This is a genomic window from Paenibacillus sp. Z6-24, from assembly GCF_054161335.1.
The window spans coordinates 3,130,341-3,152,117 of record NZ_CP096398.1 but is presented as its reverse complement, the minus strand read 5'-3'; the positions used below and the strand labels follow the sequence as shown (position 1 = coordinate 3,152,117).

At 49.0% G+C, this 21,777-nt stretch carries 17 protein-coding genes and 1 pseudogene; all 18 read left to right on the top strand.

Annotation, left to right across the window (positions count from 1 at the left end; all coding sequences use genetic code 11):
• Positions 1–250 precede the first annotated feature (250 nt).
• A complete protein-coding gene (rimP, locus tag M1D61_RS13580) occupies positions 251–712 on the top strand; it encodes a ribosome maturation factor RimP (protein ID WP_046215398.1) in 462 nt (153 codons plus the stop codon).
• A gap of 35 nt (positions 713–747) precedes the next feature.
• Positions 748–1,845, top strand: a complete 1,098-nt coding sequence (gene nusA, locus M1D61_RS13575) for a transcription termination factor NusA (protein WP_458119135.1) — start codon at positions 748–750, stop codon at positions 1,843–1,845.
• Positions 1,846–1,964: 119 nt separating this feature from the next.
• Positions 1,965–2,273 carry an RNase P modulator RnpM gene (rnpM, locus tag M1D61_RS13570; protein ID WP_017813719.1) on the top strand — a complete coding sequence of 103 codons (309 nt, stop codon included), beginning with the start codon at positions 1,965–1,967 and terminating at the stop codon, positions 2,271–2,273.
• Entirely contained in the window at positions 2,266–2,607 is a 342-nt protein-coding gene (locus M1D61_RS13565; protein WP_458119134.1) for a YlxQ family RNA-binding protein, read from the top strand. The genes rnpM and M1D61_RS13565 overlap by 8 nt, the downstream gene beginning before the upstream one ends.
• Entirely contained in the window at positions 2,582–5,122 is a 2,541-nt protein-coding gene (gene infB / locus M1D61_RS13560; protein WP_458119133.1) for a translation initiation factor IF-2, read from the top strand. The genes M1D61_RS13565 and infB overlap by 26 nt, the downstream gene beginning before the upstream one ends.
• A gap of 17 nt (positions 5,123–5,139) precedes the next feature.
• Positions 5,140–5,502 (top strand): 30S ribosome-binding factor RbfA, encoded by a 363-nt coding sequence (gene rbfA / locus M1D61_RS13555; RefSeq protein WP_046215402.1) that lies wholly within the window; start codon positions 5,140–5,142, stop codon positions 5,500–5,502.
• A 17-nt stretch (positions 5,503–5,519) separates the two neighbouring features.
• Positions 5,520–6,497, top strand: a complete 978-nt coding sequence (locus M1D61_RS13550) for a DHH family phosphoesterase (protein ID WP_458119132.1) — start codon at positions 5,520–5,522, stop codon at positions 6,495–6,497.
• Entirely contained in the window at positions 6,494–7,447 is a 954-nt protein-coding gene (gene truB / locus M1D61_RS13545) for a tRNA pseudouridine(55) synthase TruB (protein WP_458119131.1), read from the top strand. The genes M1D61_RS13550 and truB overlap by 4 nt, the downstream gene beginning before the upstream one ends.
• Before the next feature lie 79 nt (positions 7,448–7,526).
• A complete protein-coding gene (locus tag M1D61_RS13540; RefSeq protein WP_458119130.1) occupies positions 7,527–8,465 on the top strand; it encodes a bifunctional riboflavin kinase/FAD synthetase in 939 nt (312 codons plus the stop codon).
• A gap of 175 nt (positions 8,466–8,640) precedes the next feature.
• Complete coding sequence (gene rpsO, locus M1D61_RS13535) at positions 8,641–8,910, top strand: 30S ribosomal protein S15 (protein ID WP_017813726.1); 270 nt, start codon at positions 8,641–8,643, stop codon at positions 8,908–8,910.
• A gap of 177 nt (positions 8,911–9,087) precedes the next feature.
• Positions 9,088–11,196: a polyribonucleotide nucleotidyltransferase gene (pnp, locus tag M1D61_RS13530; protein ID WP_458119129.1), complete on the top strand. Its 2,109-nt coding sequence runs from the start codon at positions 9,088–9,090 to the stop codon at positions 11,194–11,196.
• 145 nt (positions 11,197–11,341) lie between these two features.
• Positions 11,342–12,595, top strand: a complete 1,254-nt coding sequence (locus M1D61_RS13525) for a M16 family metallopeptidase (protein WP_458119128.1) — start codon at positions 11,342–11,344, stop codon at positions 12,593–12,595.
• A complete protein-coding gene (gene dut, locus M1D61_RS13520; protein WP_046215407.1) occupies positions 12,579–13,034 on the top strand; it encodes a dUTP diphosphatase in 456 nt (151 codons plus the stop codon). Before M1D61_RS13525 ends, dut begins: the two co-directional genes overlap by 17 nt.
• A gap of 212 nt (positions 13,035–13,246) precedes the next feature.
• Positions 13,247–14,295: pseudogene (locus M1D61_RS13515) on the top strand (aspartate-semialdehyde dehydrogenase).
• Positions 14,296–14,313: 18 nt separating this feature from the next.
• The gene (gene dapG, locus M1D61_RS13510) at positions 14,314–15,552 is read left to right on the top strand and encodes an aspartate kinase (RefSeq protein WP_458119127.1); all 1,239 of its coding nucleotides are present in this window, start codon (positions 14,314–14,316) and stop codon (positions 15,550–15,552) included.
• Between the two features lie 33 nt (positions 15,553–15,585).
• Positions 15,586–16,461, top strand: coding sequence for a 4-hydroxy-tetrahydrodipicolinate synthase (gene dapA / locus M1D61_RS13505; protein WP_458119126.1), 876 nt, complete (start codon positions 15,586–15,588; stop codon positions 16,459–16,461).
• A gap of 524 nt (positions 16,462–16,985) precedes the next feature.
• Complete coding sequence (locus M1D61_RS13500; RefSeq protein ID WP_458119124.1) at positions 16,986–18,665, top strand: ribonuclease J; 1,680 nt, start codon at positions 16,986–16,988, stop codon at positions 18,663–18,665.
• Between the two features lie 250 nt (positions 18,666–18,915).
• Positions 18,916–21,744 (top strand): DNA translocase FtsK 4TM domain-containing protein, encoded by a 2,829-nt coding sequence (locus M1D61_RS13495; protein WP_458119123.1) that lies wholly within the window; start codon positions 18,916–18,918, stop codon positions 21,742–21,744.
• Positions 21,745–21,777: the final 33 nt, after the last annotated feature.

Here is a 21,777-nt window from a genome sequence, read left to right as displayed (position 1 = left end):
CACTCCCACAGGATTATGATATAATTTTAAGGAGCTAATAAAGAAATAACCGTCCTGTAAAGAGTGGGGAAACCCACTCTTTACTGTTTGGTATGAGGTTGTTGAATAAAGGTATACGGTATAGCCTATGGAAAAGATCGAACCGAAAGATTCTTATTTGGTTCGATTTTCTTTAAGATGCAGCAGTTATACGCCATTCGGCAGCGCTCATTTGAATAAGGGATTCTGAGGCGATGGAGGGTTGGATTGTTTGAGTACACCAAAGATTAAAACGACCGTCGAGGAAATGGTACAGCCATTTTTGGAGGAACATGGGTTTGAGCTGGTCGATGTGGAATATGTAAAAGAAGGTAAGAACTGGTTTCTCCGCGTATTTGTGGACAAAGAAGGCGGCATTGATATCGATGATTGCGGCCGGGTTAGTGAGTATTTAAGTGAGCAGCTGGATGCCAATGATCCGATCAAAGATCCTTACTTTCTGGAAGTTTCCTCACCGGGAGCTGAACGTCCTCTCAAAAAAGAGTCGGATGTTCTCAAAGCAGTCGGAAAAGACGTATTTGTAACAACATATGAACCAGTGGATGGGTCCAAGGAATTTGAGGGGCGGCTGCTCTCCTTTGATAATGAAGACATGCTCATTGAAGCGGGCAAGAAACGTTACACTATTCCATATGAAAAAGTAGCCAGCGCCAGACTGGCAATCATTTTTTAAAACGGTAGTTTTTTGAAAGGGGGATCTTGAAAGCCATGAGTATGGATTTTATTGAAGCAATGAATGAGCTGGAACGCGAAAAGGGGATCAGCAAGGATATTCTATTCGAAGCGATCGAAGCGGCGCTTATTTCCAGTTACAAGCGCAATTTCAATACTGCGCAAAACGTGCGGGTCGATATGAACCGCAACACCGGGGCGATCAAAGTCTTTGCCCGTAAAATGGTCGTGGAAGAAGTACTGGATGAGCGCACTGAGATTTCGGTTGCTTCCGCTCGTGAGATTAACCCGCACTTCCAGCTGGAAGACGTAGCAGAGATCGAAGTCACTCCACGTGATTTCGGACGTATTGCTGCGCAAACTGCGAAGCAGGTTGTTACACAGCGTATCCGTGAAGCTGAACGCGGACTCATTTATAATGCTTTTATTGATAAAGAAGAAGATATCGTCACCGGTATTGTACAGCGCCAGGATGCACGTAACATCTACGTCGATCTGGGTAAAGTAGAAGCGGTACTGCCTTTGACCGAATTGATGCCGAATGAGAAGTTCAACATGAACGAGCGTATCAAAGGCTACATCACCAAAGTGGAAAACACGACCAAAGGACCTCAGATTATACTTTCACGTACACATCCTGGTTTGCTGAAACGTCTGTTTGAGCTGGAAGTGCCGGAAATTTTTGACGGCGTAGTAGAGATCCGCTCGGTGGCTCGTGAAGCCGGCTTCCGTTCCAAAATCGCAGTGTATTCCCGTAATACGGAAGTCGATCCTGTCGGTTCCTGTGTAGGCCCTCGCGGCATACGCGTACAGACTATCGTCGGTGAACTGCGCGGCGAGAAGATCGATATCGTCCGCTATTCGGAGAGTGTGGAAGAATACGTAGCCAACGCGCTGAGCCCTTCCAAAGTACTCGAAGTTCAAGTGTTCGAGGAAGAGAAGATGGCCCGCGTCATTGTACCGGATTACCAGCTTTCCCTGGCGATCGGTATCAAAGGTCAGAATGCGCGCCTTGCCGCCAAACTGACTGGCTGGAAAATCGACATCAAGAGCGAGACACAGGCAGAAGAAGAATTTGGACGTCCGAGAGAAATGGGCGAAGAAATGCATCAGGATTCCGTATCGGTTGACTAACCTTTCCCATTACTTGCAGGATTGGACTCTCTTACAGGCCGCTGCTTGCCGTGGCCGTTCTGATGTGTGTGCATGATGGCAATCGGGAGAGTTCATAAGTTTGAAGGGGGATGGTACCATTGAAGACCAAAAAGATACCGCTGCGCAAATGTGTCGCTTGCCAGCAAATGATGCCCAAGAAAACGCTGGTTCGCATCGTACGTACACCGGAAGAAACGGTGGAGATTGATTTGACCGGTAAGAAATCGGGTCGTGGCGCTTATGTATGCGGCAATATGGCCTGCTTTCAGCTGGCACAGAAGAGTCGTGCGTTTGACCGCGCGCTCAAAGTGCCGGTAAGTCCGGAAATATATGAACGGCTTGCCAGCGAGTTTAGCAGCGTAGAAAGCAATTTCAGTTCAGTGCAGGAGAGAGACGCTAATGAATAACGAATTATCCCTACTCGGTCTTGCAATGCGGGCTGGTAAAGTGTTATCCGGGGACGAACTCGTGCTCAAAGCGATTCGTTCCGGCGATGCTTCACTTGTCGTCCTGGCCGGGGATGCCTCAGCCAACACGCAAAAGAAATTCCGTGATAAATGCACCAGTTACCAGATCCCTCTGCTCATCGGTTACGATCGTGATCAGCTGGGAACAAGCATCGGAAAGGATGGCCGTGTCGTGCTGGCATTGACCGACAACGGGTTCGCCAAGCTTCTCCGCAAACGAATAGGGGATTCGTCGGAGGTGGAATATATTGAGCACACAGGAGCAGAAGGATAAACTGAGAGTTTATGAATATGCGAAATCTCTCAATATGAGCAGCAAAGAAATCATTACGATCTTGAAAAGACTGAATGTACCGGTCAACAATCATATGAGCGTCATAGAAAATGACGCTGTCACCAAAGTCGAAGGTTTTTTTAAAAATATTAAATCCAATGCTGCGGATAACCCAAGCACTGGACAGCCAACAACAGCGGACGCTTCTTCGACGTCACGCGAAAAAAATAGACAGGAAAAGCAGGTAGGTATGGATATAAAAAATCAGAACAACTCAACCAACGGGAATAATAGGTCCCAAAGCGGTACAAGCAGTAACCGCTCTAACTCGTCGTCAAGTCAACAAGGTAACCGTAGTGCACAAGGCGGATCTTCGTCCGGCCAACAGGGTAACCGCAGTTCACAGGGTGGAACTTCCACCGGTCAACAGAGTAATCGCAGTACTACAGGTGGCACTCGCCAGCCTAGCAGTGCAGCAGCCCGTCCTCAATCCAGCAGCAGTTCACAGAACCGTCAGCCTTCAGGCCAGGTAAGAACTGCCCAGAGCGGTGGAACAGGATCAAGTTCTAACTCCGGTGGTAACCGTGGCAGCAGCAGTGGCGGCGGTAACCGCAGCAACAATAACCGCGGCGGCAGTGGCGGTGGTGGCGGACGTTTCGATAACAGCCGTGGTGGCGGTGGTAACCGTAACGGTCGTGGCGGCAAAGGCCGTGGCGGACGTAACCAGAACTACAACCAGCCTCCGCGCGAGAAAATCGACAACACGCCTAAAAAAATCATCGTTCGCGGTGAGATGACGGTTGGCGAAACAGCCAAACTGCTGCACAAGGATGCTTCCGAAGTTATCAAAAAGCTGATCAGCAGCGGCGTTATGGCTACAATCAACCAGGAGCTTGATCTGGATACCATCCAGCTGCTTGCTGATGATTATGGCGTAGAAGTTGAAGTGAAAATCGCAGTGGAAGATGATCGCTTTGAGACAGTGGAAGAAGTCGATGAAGAAGCAGATCTGAAAGCACGTCCACCGGTTGTTACTATTATGGGTCACGTCGATCATGGTAAAACCACTTTGCTTGATGCCATTCGTTCCACGAATGTAACAGGCGGCGAAGCAGGCGGTATTACTCAACATATCGGCGCATACCAGGTAGAAATTAATAAGAAAAAAATCACTTTCCTCGATACACCGGGTCACGAAGCATTTACAGCTATGCGTGCTCGTGGTGCACAGGTAACCGATATTACAATCATCGTGGTTGCAGCGGATGATGGCGTTATGCCACAGACGGTAGAGGCAATTAACCATGCCAAAGCGGCAGGCCTGCCAATTATCGTAGCTGTCAACAAAATCGATAAGCCGGGTGCAAATCCGGATAAAGTAAAACAGGAACTCACCGAGTATGAACTCGTACCGGAAGAGTGGGGTGGAGACACCATCTTCGTTAATGTATCTGCCAAGCAGCGTACAGGTCTCGAAGAACTGCTGGAAATGATCCTGCTGATCGCTGAAGTGAACGACTACAAAGCGAACCCGGACAAGCGTGCCCGTGGTGCAGTCATTGAAGCCGAGCTGGATAAAGGACGCGGTCCGGTAGCTCGTATTCTCGTACAGCATGGTACCCTCAAAGTCGGAGACGCTTTTGTTGCAGGTAACTGTTTCGGACGTATCCGTGCGATGGTAAATGATAAGGGACGCCGCCTCAAAGAAGCAGGTCCTTCCACACCGGTTGAAATTACCGGTCTGACGGAAGTGCCACAGGCAGGCGATCCGTTCATGGTATTTGAAGATGAGCGTAAAGCACGTTCGATTGCTGATAAACGTGCGATTACACATCGTCAGTCCGAGCTGGGTGCCAATACACGCGTCACGCTGGATGATCTATTCCAGCATATCAAAGACGGTGAAATCAAAGATCTGAACGTCATCATCAAAGGTGATGTGCAGGGTTCCGTAGAGGCTCTCAAAGGCTCTCTCGAAAAAATCGAGGTGGAAGGCGTACGCGTCAAAATTATCCACCGCGGTGTAGGTGCAATCAACGAGTCCGATATTATCCTGGCCGCAGCTTCCAATGCGATCGTTATCGGCTTTAACGTACGTCCTGACGTACAAGCGAAGCAAACTTCCGAGCAGGAAAAAGTAGATATCCGTCTGCATCGCGTTATCTACAGTGCAATTGAAGAGATTGAGCAGGCTATGAAAGGTATGCTCGATCCGGAATACAAAGAAGTGGTTATTGGACATGCAGAAGTCCGCAGCACATTCAAAATCAGCAGAGTCGGTACAATTGCAGGTTGTATGGTTACTTCCGGCAAAATCACCCGTTCTGCAGAGACCCGCCTGATCCGTGACGGCATCGTTGTCTTTGAGGGCAAGATCGATTCCCTCAAACGTTTCAAAGATGACGCCAAAGAAGTGGCACAGGGTTACGAGTGTGGTATTACGCTGGATGGCTACAATGATCTTAAGGAAGGCGACGTTATCGAAGCCTTTATCATGGAAGCTGTAGAGCGCTAATCGCGAGGTGAAAAAGAATGGCTAAGATCAGAACAGGACGAGTAGGCGAACAGATCAAAAAAGAACTGAGTCTGCTCATCCAAAATGAACTCAAAGATCCGCGTATCGGTTTTGTGACCGTTACCGGTGTAGATGTTACCAATGATCTCTCCCAGGCTGAGGTTTACCTCAGCGTACTGGGCGATGATGAACAAAAACAAGGTTCTCTGAAAGGAATCGAAAAAGCATCCGGGTTCCTGCGCTCCGAAATCGGCAAGCGCATCCGGTTGCGTCATACACCGGAACTGATTTTCAAAATTGATGAGTCCATTGCCTACGGCAATCGGATTGACCAGTTGATCAATCAGATCCACCGTAATGAAGATTCTTCCAAAGAGTAACTTCAAAGGAGACGGCAATGCAGACCTATGAACAAGCGCTTCTTGATGCGAAAGCATTCGTTGAGGAGCACGATGATTTTCTGGTGGTTTCGCATGTTCAGCCGGACGGAGACGCAGTCAGTTCCACTGTAGCAGTGGGCTGGCTTCTGTCTTGTCTGGGCAAAAAATTCACACTGGTCAATGAAGGTCCGATTCCGAAGCGTATGAATTATCTCACGCTGTCTGATCAGATTATCAACCAGCTGTCCGATGGAGGACAACGTGAATATCAGAACATAATCTGCGTCGACTGTGCAGACTTTAAGCGTGTAGGCTTAGTAAAAGAATGGATGGCAGAATCAGCCGCTATTCTAAACATAGATCATCATCCAACCAATGACGGATTTGGCACAGTCAATGTGATCAAACCGGATGCTGCAGCTACAGCTGAAGTGCTGTATGACTGGTTTAACTGCTTTGATGTAGACTGGACCACCGAAGCGGCAGAAGCGATCTATACAGGCTTGTTGACCGATACGGGCGGTTTCCGCTATTCCAGCACTTCTCCGAAGGTAATGGAGATTGCTTCCAGGCTGCTAGAGCTGGGAGTCAATGGTCCCGAGCTGGCAGAGACCTTGCTGGAGGAAGTAACCCTGGCGCAGGTCAAAGTACTGGCACTTGCCTTATCCACCCTGGAACTGACAGCTGACGGCAAGATTGCCTATGTGTACGTAACGCCTGAGCATATGATCCAGGCGGGAGCCGAGAACGAGGATCTCGAAGGCATTGTTAACTTTACCCGGAATATTCAGGGTGTTGAAGTTGGCATTTTCTTCAAAGTGATCAACGACAACGCGGTAAAAGCAAGTATGCGTTCTGCCGGTAAAGTGGATGTAGCAGCCATTGCCCAGCAATTTGACGGCGGCGGGCATATCAAAGCAGCAGGCTGCAGACTCGAAGGCAGTCTGAATGAAGTCATTGAAAAAGTAGTGCAGCGGGTGAAGGAGTCCTTATGAATCAGTTTGACGGAGTACTGGCGGTACAGAAGCCGGCAGGATTTACTTCCCATGATGTAGTAGCCAAAGTTCGCCGTCTGGTACGGATGAAGCGTATCGGTCATACCGGTACACTTGATCCGGCCGTCACCGGCGTACTGCCGCTATGTCTGGGGCGTTCTACGCGTATCGTGGAATATTTGCAGGAAATGCCCAAAGAGTATGAGGCAACGCTGCGCTTTGGTATTGCTACCGATACAGAGGATCTCACCGGTGAGATTACCGAGCAGGTAGACGAAGTACAGCTAACCGAGGAGCAGGTGCATGCGGCTTTACAGAGCATGATCGGCACGATCTCGCAGGTGCCGCCCATGTATTCCGCTGTCAAAGTGGATGGCAAGCGTCTGTATGAGCTGGCTCGTGAAGGCAAGACTGTGGAACGCAAGGCACGGGAAGTGATCATTTACAGTCTGGAAATGACAGGCTGGAAACCGGGCACTCATCCGGAAGTCTCGTTCCGTGTGCTCTGTTCCAAAGGTACGTACATCCGTACACTATGTGTCGATGTAGGACGTGCTCTTCATGTCCCTTCTACGATGGTGGAGCTGGTGCGTACCCAGTCGGCAGGAATCCGGCTGGATCAGTGTCTGACCTTTGAACAGATCGAAGCGTTTATGGAGACCGGCGAACTGGAGCAGCATCTGATCCCGGCGGATCAGGCGATGTCCGGCTTGCCTTCATTTACGGTTGATGAAGCGCTATACCGTTCGACGCTGCAGGGTAAAAAGATTGATAAGCGTTATATCCACCCTGTGGAGGATGCTTCTGCCACTGTAACGAATCAGCAGCTGGACGAAGGCAGTATGGGCTTGTTCAAGTTATATGGTCCGGAAAAGATATTTATCGGAATTTTCCGTGAGGATGAGCAGACCGGGCAGATTGCACCGGTAAAGGTGTTTTTGCCTGCATAGCCTATCCATATCTTCATGGGTTACAATACAGACAGCAGCGCTGAAATGAACTAATTGTGGAAATGCAGGTGATATCATAGTGAATATCGTAAGGTTATCCTATCCCTGGGCAGAGGGCGGCAGACCTCATTCGGACCATCGCCAAGTTATGGCCATTGGTCAGTTTGATGGGCTGCATCTTGGACATACGAGTGTGATTGAGCACGGAATCCGTCTGGCCAGAAGCCTTGGCATAGCAGCCTCGGTAATGACTTTCAATCCGAATCCCAAGGAAATTCTGGGCAAGGGAGATTATGAAGGTTATCTGACGCCGCTGTCCATCAAGGAAGAGATTTTACGTAACATGGGTGTGAATACACTGTATGTTGCTCAATTCAATCATGCTTTCTCGACGGTAACGCCGGAGCAGTTCTACTATGAAATGCTGCGTCCTCTACAGGTGCATACGGCAGTGGTAGGATTCGACTTCCACTTTGGACACAAGGGAGCAGGCAATCCGGAGCTTCTCCGGGAGCTGGGACAGGAATCCCTGCAGGTGGACACCGTGCCTGCTTTTCAGCTGGAAGGAACCAAAGTCAGCAGCACAGCGATCCGCCGCGCACTGCGTGAAGGGGATGCAGCCACAGCAGCCTGTCTGCTCGGTCGTCCCTATCAGATCCGCGGCAAAGTAATCGATGGCGACAAGCGGGGCCGTACGATCGGTTTCCCGACGGCCAATCTGGAGCTTAATGAGAAATATGTAGTGCCCAAATCCGGGGTCTATGCGGTACGGGTAATGGCAGAAGGCGCTTGGCGTACCGGTGTAATGAATATTGGCTACAAGCCTACATTCCAGACCGGAGAGACGCGTCCCAGCTTTGAAGCGCATATTTTTGATTACCAGGGAGATCTCTATGGTCAGCAGCTGGCCGTGGAATTAATCGATTATATTCGTCCAGAGCAAAAGTTCGGATCGATTGATGAACTGGTCGCCCAGATCGGACGCGATGCCGAAGAGGCGAGAAAACGTCTGGTCTGACACCTGCAATAAATTTGTAGTACAACATTGATATTCATGATCAGGTTGTGCTATACTGGTTAACGTTGCTGTTTCAAGTAAACAGTCAACACAACCTTAGCTTGGTTACTCGAGTCTCACCGCCGATAACGAGGCTAATGGCGATTATTATGAAAATTCTAAGGAGGTGAATAGGATGGCATTAACTCAAGAACGTAAACAACAGCTGATCGAAGAGTACAGAACTCATGAGTCCGATACAGGATCTCCAGAGGTACAAGTCGCTATCCTGACTGAAAACATCGTTAACCTGCAGGATCATTTCCGCAGCCACAAAAAGGATCATCATTCCCGTCGTGGTCTTCTGAAAATGGTAGGTCAACGTCGTAAGCTTCTGGCTTACCTCAAGAAAACCGATGTTAGACGTTACAGTGCGCTGATCGAAAGACTCGGCCTGCGTCGCTAAAACTAAAGCAATTCCAAAGCAGCCTGGTTGTTCAGCCGTATGGTCTTTTCGGAGCCAACGGCAACGGCCGGGTTGCTTTTTGTAAGTACACATATTTTGGATTACTGATTATCATTTCCGGCAGGAATTGGGATTTGATTATAGAATAGTGATGATGACCTAAAAAGGAGGAATTTCATGGAACAGCGAGTTGAAATGCAGCTCGGAGGCAGAACTCTGACACTGGAAACAGGCCGTTTGGCTAAACAGGCCAATGGAGCCGTAATGGTACGCTACGGAGACACCGCAGTGCTCTGTACAGTAACAGCCTCCTCTGAACCCAAAGATCTGGACTTTTTCCCGTTAACTGTAAACTACGAGGAAAAATTGTACGCTGTAGGTAAGATTCCAGGCGGATTCATCAAACGTGAAGGCAGACCGAGCGAGAAAGCCATTCTGGCGAGCCGTCTGACTGACCGTCCGATTCGTCCATTGTTCCCGGAAGGCTTCCGTAACGATGTTCAGGTAGCTAACTACGTCATGAGCGTAGAGCAGGATTGTGAGCCTCAGATCGCTGCAATGATCGGTACTTCTGCAGCACTCAGCATTTCGGATGTTCCGTTCGACGGACCGATTGGCGGCGTGGCTGTAGGTCGTGTGGATGGCGAATTCGTCGTCAACCCTACACTGGCACAACAGGAAGTAAGCGAAATGTATCTGGTCGTTGCAGGTACCAAAGACGCGATCATGATGGTTGAAGCGGAAGCGAATGAGCTGCCGGAAGATATCATGCTGGAAGCGATCATGTTTGGTCACAATGAAATCCGTGGCATTATTGCAACGATCGAAGAACTGGTACAAGCTGTCGGCAAACCGAAAATGGCAGTAAAACTGCATACGGTAGACAGCGACGTGAATGCAGCTGTGCGTGAATTCGCATCTGCACGTCTGGTCGATGCGCTGAAAATCGCTGAGAAACAGGCACGTCAGGAAGCGATCGACAAAGTGAACGACGAAGCTGTTGCTCATTTTGAAGAGCAGTATGCCGAGACACCGGATCTGATGGACGATGTCAAAGAAGTTCTTCATGATATTGTCAAAGAAGAAGTGCGTCGTCTGATCACTCATGACAAAGTACGTCCCGATGGACGTCGTCTAGAAGAGATCCGTCCTATCGAGTGTGATGTGAAATTGCTGCCTAGAACGCACGGTTCGGGTCTGTTTACACGTGGACAAACGCAGGTACTGAGCATTTGTACACTGGGTGCACTCGGTGATGTACAGATTCTAGACGGTATTGCACCGGAAGAATCCAAGCGTTTTATGCATCATTACAATTTCCCGCCATTCAGCGTAGGGGAAGCACGTCCACTGCGTCCACCAGGTCGCCGCGAAATCGGTCACGGTGCACTGGGTGAGCGCGCATTGTCGAAGGTAATTCCTTCCGAAAAAGAATTCCCGTACACGATTCGTGTCGTATCCGAAGTTCTGGAATCCAACGGTTCCACTTCTCAGGCAAGTATCTGTGCCAGCACGCTGGCGATGATGGATGCAGGTGTACCGATCAAAGCTCCGGTAGCCGGTATTGCCATGGGTCTGATCAAGGACCAGGATCACGTATCGATTCTGAGCGATATTCAGGGTATGGAAGATCATCTCGGGGATATGGACTTCAAGGTAGCCGGTACGGCTGAAGGTGTTACTGCCATTCAGATGGATATCAAGATCAACGGTATCGACCGTGCGATTTTGTCCGAAGCATTGTCCCAGGCTCGTGAAGGACGACTGCATATCCTCGGCAAAATGAATGAAATCATGGATAAGCCAAGAACAAGCCTGTCCGCTTATGCTCCGAAAATCGTTATCATCAATATCAACCCGGATAAAATCCGTGATGTTATTGGACCCGGCGGTAAAATCATCAACAAAATCATTGATGAAACCGGCGTAAAAATTGATATCGAGCAGGATGGTCGCGTCTTTATCGGTTCTTCTGATGAAGAGATGATCCAGAAAGCACAGAAGATGATCGAAGATCTGGTACGTGAAGTGAAAGTAGGCGAGACTTACCTGGGTAAAGTAAAACGAATCGAGAAATTCGGTGCTTTCGTTGAAATTCTGCCGGGTAAAGATGGTCTGGTACACATTTCACAGCTCTCCACAGAGCGCGTAGCCAAGGTGGAAGACGTTATAGCCATTGGAGATATGATTACCGTGAAAGTTACGGAAATCGATAACCAGGGCCGTGTGAATCTGTCACGTAAAGTACTGCTGACAGCAGATGCATCCGAAAAAGCCAATTCCTGATTTATTCTTTCTTCTAATCGCAGCTGAATAGTATTAACCAAAAGAGTCAGAATTTCTTCTGTCTCTTTTTTTCATTCCTTCGTGTTGAGTCAACACTCATATTCTGTTAGGATAGGAATGCATTTATGAAACGGGAGGTCCGCCTATGGAACGGGTACAACTGAACAATGGTCTTCGAATCGTTATGGAAAAAATGCCTACCTTCCGTTCTGTCACATTTGGTATCTGGATCAAAACCGGATCACGCAATGAAAGTCTGGTGACGAATGGAATTTCGCATTTTATTGAACATATGCTGTTCAAAGGCACCAAGCGTTATGACGCCAAACGGATTGCCGAAATTTTTGATGGTATTGGCGGCAACGTAAACGCCTTTACCAGCAAGGAATATACTTGTTTTTATGCCAAAGTGCTGGATGAGCATCTGGAGATCGCTCTGGATATTTTATCGGATATGTTTTTCCATTCCCTGCTCGATCCGGATGAACTGGCCAAGGAGAAAAATGTCATTTTGGAGGAAATCTCCATGTATGAGGATGACCCGGATGATCTCGTGCATGATCTGGCTACGATGGCTTCCTATGGCAATCATCCGCTGGCCTATCCGATCCTCGGAACCGAAGATCGCCTAAAGCCGATGGGACCGGATCAGCTGCGTCTGTTTATGAAAGACCGCTATACGGTAGAAAATACGGTGATCAGCATTGCCGGCAATATTGATGACAGTGTCGTGCCGCTGCTGGACAAGTATTTCGGTGACTTTGATGTGCATGGACCGGAACCAATCATAACAGCACCGGTATTTAAGGGTGAGGTCATTTTCCGCAAGAAAAAAACGGAGCAAAATCACATCTGTATGAACTTCCCAGGTGGTAAAATAGATGATCCGAGATACTATGCGATGGTACTGCTCAACAATGCACTCGGTGGAGGCATGAGCTCCCGACTTTTCCAGGAAATTCGTGAAAAGCGCGGACTTGCCTACTCGGTATATTCCTACTATACTGCGCATGCAGACAGCGGGTTGTTTACCATTTATGCAGGAACTGCACCAAAGCAGACAGGCGATGTGTTCAAACTGACCCATGCACTGCTGCAGGATCTCAAGCAGAACGGGCTTACTGCAGAAGAACTGGAGCAGGGCAAGCAGCAGCTCAAAGGCAGCCTGATCCTGAGTCTGGAAAGCACAAGCAGCATTATGAACCGTCTCGGCAAAAACGAAATTATGCTGCGCAAGCATAATACGGTTGATGAGACCATCCAATATATCGAAGAAGTGACGATGGAAGATATCCGTTCGGTCATTGACGATATGTTCGCTGAACCCTATGCGCTGGCAATGGTTGGCGGATCGGATAAAAGCATTGCACATGTAAGGAGAGATGAACTTGTCCATTAAGGTAGAAATCAAGACCCTCCCTGGAAGCGAAGGACTGGAGCTTCCACGGAGAATGTCGGAACTTGCTTCCGGCTATGATCTGTACGCATCGGTGACCGAACCGATGACACTGGAGCCTGGAAGCCGTGCGCTGGTACCAACCGGCATCGCTCTGGCCATGCCAGCCGGTCTGGAAGCGCAGATCCGTCCTCGCAGCGGACTGGCATACAAGCACGGAATTACCTGTCTGAACACACCGGGAACGATCGATGCGGATTATCGCGGAGAGATTAAGGTACTGCTCATTAATCTGGGGCAGGAACCTTTTGTGATCAACCGTGGTGAACGAGTGGCACAGATGGTATTTCAGACTGTGCCGGATACCGATCTGATTCAGGTTGAAGAATTATCGGAGACGGTACGTGGAGCAGGTGGATTCGGACACACAGGAACGAAGTAATACTTTATTGTGTTAAATTCATTTTTGCGAAACAGTTGAAAGATATAACAGGGAATGATATCATTTCTACAATTATTGCAGGATACTGAAATTATATTCCGGCGCAAGCCGGCCAGGGTCTGCGGTGGTCTGTACAAGGACCGCCGTTTGTGTCTTTGATCAGCTCTTGTTGTACATAGACCCTGGAATACCAAAGGGGAGAGAGATGCTAGATGTCTAATCAATTCTTTAATGTGGCTGTCGTTGGTGCGACAGGAGCAGTAGGACAACAAATTGTAAGATTGCTTGAAGAGCGGGATTTCCCGGTGAAGACACTGAAGCTACTGTCTTCCGCACGCTCTGCTGGTAAAAAGGTGACTTTTAAAGGCCAGGAAGTGACTGTAGAAGAGGCCACCCCGGATAGCTTTGCAGGGATCGATATTGCCCTGTTCAGTGCCGGTGGCGACATCAGTAAGGCACTGGCACCACATGCTGTACGTCATGGTGCAGTATGTATTGACAACACCAATGCCTACCGTATGGACCCGGATACACCTCTGATCGTGCCGGAAGTCAATGCAGATCGCATCGCCGACCATAAGGGAATTATCGCCAATCCGAACTGTTCCACCATTCAGATGGTAGCTGCTCTGAAGCCGCTCTATGACCGCTACGGAATCGAACGTATTATTGCGTCGACCTATCAGGCGGTATCTGGAGCAGGTAATCAGGCCATTGAAGAATTGAAGCGTCAAAGCAAATCTGTACTGGATAATGAACCGTTGAACCGGATATTCTGCCGGTCGGTTCACTGCCGGTCAAGCATCAGATTGCTTTTAATGCCATCCCGCAGATTGATAAATTTCAGGATAACGGTTATACACTGGAAGAAATGAAAATGGTACGGGAAACGAAGAAGATTATGGAGGACGAATCGATCAAAGTCACAACGACCTGCGTACGCATTCCGGTCGTCTATGGTCATTCCGAGTCCGTTTATGTGGAACTTAAGCAGGACTTTGATCTGGACGAAGTGAAACAGCTTCTTCAAAATGCGCCGGGAGTGACTCTTGTCGACGATCCATCTAACCAGGCTTACCCTCTGGCTACCGAAGCAGCAGGCAAGAACGACGTATTCGTCGGCCGTCTGCGTCGTGATCTGGGAGATGAGCGGGGTCTCAACATGTGGATCGTCTCGGATAACCTTCTCAAAGGTGCAGCATGGAACGCTGTGCAAATCGCCGAGATCATTGCAGCAAAAACAGCAGCAGTTAGCAGCTAACGGAGGCATATTATCACTATGGCAACCTTAATGCAAAAACAAAGTATATTGGTACAAAAATTCGGCGGCACATCGCTCTCCTCCCCTGAGGCGAGAGAGCATGTGCTGCGGCATATCAGACGCGAGCTTGCCCGTCAGGTCAAGCTTGTCGTCGTGGTATCTGCCATGGGACGCAGCGGCGATCCTTATGCGACAGATACCCTTTTGGAGAGCATGGTTCTTAACGGCAGTATTCCTTCTGCACGCGAGCGGGATCTGCTGATGGGCTGCGGCGAGATTATATCGGCTGTGACCCTGAGCGGTATGCTGTCGAGCGAAGGAATCCCTGCTGTGGCGCTTACGGGCGCTCAGGCAGGGTTTATTACGGATGATAACTTTGGCAATGCCCGTATTCTGGCTGTACGTCCGGAGCGGGTGCTGCGTGAACTGGAAGCCGGCAAAGTCGTTATTGTGACCGGTTTTCAGGGACAGAGTGAAGCAGGCGATCTAACGACACTTGGTCGCGGAGGCAGCGATACATCTGCGACAGCACTTGGAGCTGCCCTGCATGCCGACATGGTAGATATTTATACGGATGTAAACGGCATTTTGACGGCGGATCCGCGTATTGTGGAAGATGCCAAGCCGCTTGCCTATGTTAGCTATACAGAAATTTGTAATATGGCTCATCAGGGAGCCAAAGTGATTCATCCCCGTGCTGTCGAGATCGCCATGCAGGCCCAGGTGCCGGTAAGGGTCCGTTCGACGTTTGCAGAGGGTGAAGGTACACTGGTTACCCAGCCGGAGCAGTTTGTCGACTCACCGGGCGGTGTAGTGGACCGGTTTGTAACCGGAATTACGTATGTTAATAACGTGACCCAGATTACCGTAAGCCAGCAGGAAGGCATTGAACAGCTGCAGCTGAAAGTGTTCCAGGCGATGGCCGAGAACCGGATCAGTGTGGACTTTATTAATGTAACGCCTTATGGAGCGGTATATACCGTATTTGACAATGAAGCACAGCGTGCACTGGCGGTGCTGGAAGAGATGAACCTGAATCCTTCCAGTCTGTCGGGCTGTGCCAAAGTATCCGTCGTCGGAGGCGGAATCAGCGGAGTACCCGGAATTATGGCCCAGATCGTCGCAGCCCTGACTGAACAAAACATATCCATTCTGCAATCGGCTGACTCCAACACAACCATATGGGTGCTGGTAAAGAAGGAAGATATGGTGCAGGCGGTACGAGCGCTGCATAATAAGTTTCAGCTGCACGTCTGATCGGTCCGGTTCCCTATTGAAGGAGGAAATACAGTGGTAGACTTTGGTAGATTGATGACGGCGATGATTACTCCTTTTAATGATCAGGATGAGATCGATTGGGAAGCAACAGGCCGTTTAATAGATTATTTGATTGATGAGCAAAAGTCCGATGCACTCATCGTCTGCGGAACTACCGGCGAATCACCGACACTCAGTGACGAAGAAAAGCTGGGAATGTTTGATTTTGCCGTGAAACATGCCGCGGGCCGCTGCAAAATTATTGCAGGAACGGGCAGCAATAATACAAAACACTCCATTCATCTGACACGGGAAGCAGCCAAGCGCGGAGTGGATGGAATACTGCTGGTTGTTCCTTATTACAACAAGCCGAGTCAGGCAGGCATATATGCTCATTTCAAAGCGATTGCGGAAGCGACAGAGCTGCCGATTATCCTGTACAATGTGCCGGGACGTACCGTAGCGAGCCTGTCGGCAGCAACAACGCTTAAATTGGCGGAAATCAGCAATATCGTAGGCACCAAGGAATGTGCTTCTATTGAGCAGGTCACGCAGATTGCCGGTCATGCTCCGGAAGGATTCCGTGTCTATTCCGGTGAAGATGCCACCTGCTTTGCAGCCATAGCTGTAGGGGCTCATGGGGTCATCAGCGTAGCCAGTCATGTGGTTGGTGCCAAGATGGCCGAGATGATTCAGGCACATCTGCACGGTGATTATCAGCAGGCCGCCCGTATAAATCAGCAGCTGCTGCCTGTGTTCCAGGGGCTGTTTGCCTGTCCGGACCCGCTGCCCAACCCGGCTGCAGTGAAGTACGCGATGTCCCGCAAAGGGTACGGTAACGGCAATCTGCGTCTACCATTACTGGCGCCGACAGCTGCTGAGCGTGAATTTATCGACGCACTTCTGTAAGCAGCATTACAGCTGTATTCTTATTTTCCATAATTTCATTGTAAATTATAGAGCAGTCTTTCATAGCCGTCTGGAAACAGGCGGCTATTTTTTATGCAAATAAACGGATAGAGGACAGATATCATCCTGCGGCAGTCGACTGGACTTGCACCAGGCAACAAAGAAAATTCCTTGCTGTAAAAGGATTTTACATACGCTGTCAGCGCATAAGATAAACATGACTTGTGTTTTTGTTTTTTAATCATGTATAATATTCTCAAGTGACTGGGTGCGGTATAAAGTAATAGAGTTTGCTGATAGAATTCTTTGTCAGGCAGAGCGTTCGGCAAAATCGGCAAACCATGCAAGAAAATGAAACTTTCGGATGCTGGTTTCTTGCATATCCAATTGGCTGTATAGTCAGTTTATATTGTCATAGCCAACATTTTCGGTTAGTTTTGCCAATGAATATATGTATAAGTGTAGTCATTTTTGTTTATAAATATTAAAACGACGTCCAACATTCATAGGAGGTATAGATTACATTGTCCAAAAAAACAAACAACGAAAAACTGACGATCTTTGCGCTGGGCGGCGTCGGTGAAATTGGTAAAAACATGTATGTCGTTCAGTATGGAAATGATATTGTTGTCATCGACTCCGGCCTCAAGTTCCCGGAAGAGGATATGCTGGGGATCGATATTGTTATTCCCGATATCTCGTATCTGACAGAAAATCGTGATAAAGTTCGCGGTATCCTGTTAACTCACGGCCATGAAGATCACATCGGCGGATTGCCTTATGTGCTCAAACACCTGAACGTACCTGTATACGGTACCAAATTAACTATCGGTCTGGTAGAGAACAAACTCAAAGAAGCAAATCTGCTTGGTGAAACCAAACGGATTCTGATCAATGAAGATTCGGAAGTGAAGCTGGGCAGCACCCTCACAGCTACGTTCTTCCGTACCAATCACAGTATCCCGGATTCGGTCGGTATCTGCCTGGCTACCCCGGAAGGGAACGTTGTACACACCGGTGACTTCAAATTTGACCATACTCCGGTGAACAACGAATTTGCTAACCTGCAGCGTATGGCTGAGATTGGCAGTAAAGGTGTACTGGCACTTCTGTCAGACAGTACCAATGCAGACAGACCAGGATACACCCCTTCAGAGAAAAATGTAGGGATTGTGATGGAAGATATCTTCCGCAAAGCATCCCAGCGTGTAGTTGTAGCAACATTTGCATCCAACGTACACCGGATTCAGCAGGTCATTAATGCAGCAGCAGCTACAGGCCGCAAAGTGACCGTTATCGGTCGCAGTATGGTTAACGTCGTAGGTATTGCCGAAGATCTTGGTTACCTGGAGATTCCTGATGGCATGCTGATCGAACCGGAAGAAGTCAACAAAATGGCAGCGGACCGTGTCGTTATCCTGTCCACTGGCAGCCAGGGTGAGCCAATGTCAGCACTGACGCGGATGGCCCGCTCCACACATCGCAAAGTAGACATCCTGCCTGGAGATACCGTTATTATTGCGGCTACACCAGTACCGGGTAATGAAAAATATATCGGCCGTACAATTGATGAACTGTTCCGTCTTGGTGCCAACGTATTCTACAGCGGCGCGAACCCGGGCGTTCACGTATCCGGTCATGGTTCTCAGGAAGAGCTCAAGCTGATGCTTAACCTGATGAAACCAAAATTCTTCCTTCCGATTCACGGTGAATATCGTATGCAGCGCAGACATGCTCTGCTGGGCGAATCGGTCGGTGTAGATCCTAACAATATCTTTATCGTAGATATTGGTGATGTAGTAGAGATCCATGGCGGTTCTGCACGTAAAGCCGGTAAAGTCACTTCCGGTAACGTACTGATCGACGGTCTGGGTGTAGGAGATGTAGGTAACATTGTATTGCGTGACCGCAAACTGCTGTCCCAGGATGGTATTCTGGTCGTAGTCGTTACGCTGAGCAAGCAGAACGGTCAGATCGTATCCGGTCCGGATATCATCTCCCGCGGTTTCGTATATGTACGTGAATCCGAAGGACTGCTGGATGAAGCCAACCGCATCGTAACCAGTACGCTGCAGCGTCTGATGAGTGAGAATGTAAATGAGTGGGCTTCCCTGAAGACTAGCGTCAAAGACGCACTGGGCCGCTTCCTGTATGAGCAAACACGCCGCAGACCGATGATTCTGCCAATTATTATGGAAGTTTGATCACATGTTAAATAAGCATAACGAGTAAGAGGCAACCAGTCGCCCCTGCTCCTCGCATGGTATATTGGACGGTCCCATGCGAGGACAGGGGTTTTGTCATGTCTAAAATCAGTAATAGGGAGTTGTTTGATCCCGATATAGACTGATTTTCGGTAAGTTATGGGATATTATCTATCCCTAAAGATAGCACTAACAAGAGGACCTATACTGCACAGAATATGATATAATAATGCATCGGAGGTGGTGACAGGTGGCTAAGACCAAAACGGCCAACAAACCCAAAACAACACAAAAATCAACCCGGAAATCGCCGCCATCCACTGCGCGTCAAACGACAAAGACTACGCAGACGGCAAAGCGCAAACCGGCCAGCCGCAAACGTCAACCGAAGGCTCCTGCATTGAGCCTGCTAAAATATGAAATTTATGGGATTATTCTGATCACGATATCGGTCATTGCTTTATCCAGGCAGGCTGCTGTCGGTCATTTTCTTTACTACATAACGTCATTTATTCTTGGCAAAATGTACTTTGTACTTCCTCTTGCAGGAGCCTATATTGGATTGATGACCATGCTGCGGCAGCGCTGGGCACGAGGCTGGAACAGCCGTTTAAGCGGATTGGTCATGCTCGTATGTACATTGACTCTATGGAGTGTATTGATCTATGTTCCGGTCGATCAGCTAACCTTATTGCCCGCCAGACAGGCGGCAGGAGGATATATTGGTGCGGTACAGATGTGGCTGTTTATGATGCTGTTTGGCATAATCGGCACGAAGTTGATCGCCGGAGTCATGCTCGTTATCAGTCTAATGCTCATTACACAGCTGTCTGTCGTGGACCTGCTGGAGAAAATTCGCATGTATGGTACCAAAGCAGGAGCAGCAATGCAGTCGCAATGGAATACATCCCGTGAAGCGCTTGCCGAGCAGCGCCGTGAACGCGAGTTGGCGGCGGAAGCGGAAGCAGCAGAGATGGAAGCTTATCAGGAGTCGGAAGATGAGGATGCGGAAGAAAATAATCCTCGTAAGAAAAAGGGATTGTTTAACTGGGGAAGCAAACTGGATACAACGCCGGAGCCTGCCGAACCGCAGCAGCCTGCATATGATAGTGTAACCGATGACCTGATAGAGACTATCAAAGCATATGCCGCTGCCGAGCGAGGGACGAAAGTGGATTCGGCTTCTTCGCTAGCAGATACACAGCAATCTCTTTCTGCAAAAGATGAAGATGATCTATGGGATGATGTGCAGGTAGAGCCGGAGGCGGAATCTGATGTTAGGACTCAAGAGAAGCCGCTTATTATCCGTGACTTTTTTGAGCAAATCCGTTCCGAACGTTATGGAGATCAACCGGCAGACAGTCCGGCGGAATCATCGTCTATATTGTCCACAGAGCAGGGGCATGGGGCTGATGACAACTTGACGACTGCTCCGGCAGTATCGCTGGCTGACAGTGTCGTATTTCCAATGAATGAGGCAGAAGCAATTACTGATATTATGCCGACTGCTGTCAGCCATTCCGATAGGGATAGCGATGATCAGCATACTGAAGCCACTCTCTCTGGTGCTATGGGAGAGCCGGCGAGCGCTATAGCAGAAGAAGCTGCTTCTACGGAAGCCCAAGTAGCGGCCGTTCTTGCACCGCCTCCGCCGAAGCCGTACAAACTGCCGCCTTTCAACCTGCTGGCTATGCCCAAAAATGTCGTCAATGCCAGTGATCAGAATGATTATATGCTGATCGCGCGCAAGCTGGAGACGACACTGGAGAGCTTTGGTGTACGAGCCAAAGTACTAGAAGTGGTCCGGGGACCGGCGGTTACGCGCTACGAAATTCAGCCTGATGTGGGGGTAAAAGTAAGCCGGATCGTCGGATTGACGGACGATATTGCTCTGGCTCTGGCTGCCAAGGATATACGCATGGAAGCCCCGATACCGGGCAAATCCGCGATTGGGATCGAAGTGCCGAACAACGAAGTCTCCATGGTAACAATGCGCGAAGTAATGGAGACTCAGATCTTCAAGGAATCCGAAGCCAAGCTGTCGATCGCATTTGGACGGGATATCGCCGGACAGACGATTATTGGCAATTTAGCCAAAATGCCCCACTTGCTGGTAGCGGGTGCTACAGGCTCAGGTAAGTCGGTATGTATCAACGGTATCATTACAAGTATTCTGTACAAAGCCAAACCGGATGAAGTGAAATTCCTGATGGTCGATCCCAAAATGGTCGAGCTGAATATATACAATGGTATTCCGCATTTACTGGCGCCGGTCGTTACCGATCCGCGCCGCGCATCGCTGGCTTTGAAAAAAATCGTTGTGGAAATGGAAAAACGATATGACCTGTTTTCCAAATCAAGCACCCGTAATATGGAAGGTTATAATAACCTGATGAAAGATAATCCGGATGCAATTCTGCCTTATATCGTCGTTATCGTCGATGAACTCGCTGACTTGATGATGGTTGCGGCAGGAGACGTAGAGGATGCCATTGCCCGTCTGGCTCAGATGGCGCGGGCAGCCGGAATTCATTTGATTATCGCTACCCAGCGTCCTTCAGTTGATGTTATTACCGGTGTCATCAAAGCCAATATTCCATCCCGGATTGCCTTTGGTGTCTCTTCCCAGATTGATTCCCGGACAATTCTGGATATGGGCGGAGCTGAGAAACTGCTCGGACGTGGGGATATGCTGTTTATGCCGGTAGGTTCTTCCAAACCGGTACGTGTACAGGGAGCATTCATGTCCGACCAGGAAGTCGAGACAATCGTCGAGTATTGCCGCAGTCAGGGCGAGGCCCAGTATAACAATGATATCGTACCGGAAATAGATGATACCGCTGCTGCCTTGGATGAGCAAAAAGATGAGCTGTATGATCAAGCCATGCAGATTGTCATCGAAGCCAAACAGGCTTCCGTATCGCTGCTGCAGCGTCGGATGCGTGTCGGTTATACACGCGCCGCCCGGTTGATCGATTCGCTGGAAGCACATGGAGTAGTAGGGCCGTACGAGGGCAGCAAGCCGCGTGAAGTGCTGATTTCCCCTGAACAGTATCATCAGATCAATACAGGTAGTTAATGTACAGCTGGATGCAGGCATCATACAAATGAA

Coding starts and splice junctions, on each gene's coding strand:
- pnp (WP_458119129.1), top strand. CDS start 9,088: ATGGAACAGCGAGTTGAAATGCAGCTCGGAGGCAGAACTCTGACACTG.
- M1D61_RS13565 (WP_458119134.1), top strand. CDS start 2,266: ATGAATAACGAATTATCCCTACTCGGTCTTGCAATGCGGGCTGGTAAA.
- truB (WP_458119131.1), top strand. CDS start 6,494: ATGAATCAGTTTGACGGAGTACTGGCGGTACAGAAGCCGGCAGGATTT.
- nusA (WP_458119135.1), top strand. CDS start 748: ATGAGTATGGATTTTATTGAAGCAATGAATGAGCTGGAACGCGAAAAG.
- dut (WP_046215407.1), top strand. CDS start 12,579: ATGAACTTGTCCATTAAGGTAGAAATCAAGACCCTCCCTGGAAGCGAA.
- M1D61_RS13525 (WP_458119128.1), top strand. CDS start 11,342: ATGGAACGGGTACAACTGAACAATGGTCTTCGAATCGTTATGGAAAAA.
- dapG (WP_458119127.1), top strand. CDS start 14,314: ATGGCAACCTTAATGCAAAAACAAAGTATATTGGTACAAAAATTCGGC.
- rpsO (WP_017813726.1), top strand. CDS start 8,641: ATGGCATTAACTCAAGAACGTAAACAACAGCTGATCGAAGAGTACAGA.
- rbfA (WP_046215402.1), top strand. CDS start 5,140: ATGGCTAAGATCAGAACAGGACGAGTAGGCGAACAGATCAAAAAAGAA.
- M1D61_RS13550 (WP_458119132.1), top strand. CDS start 5,520: ATGCAGACCTATGAACAAGCGCTTCTTGATGCGAAAGCATTCGTTGAG.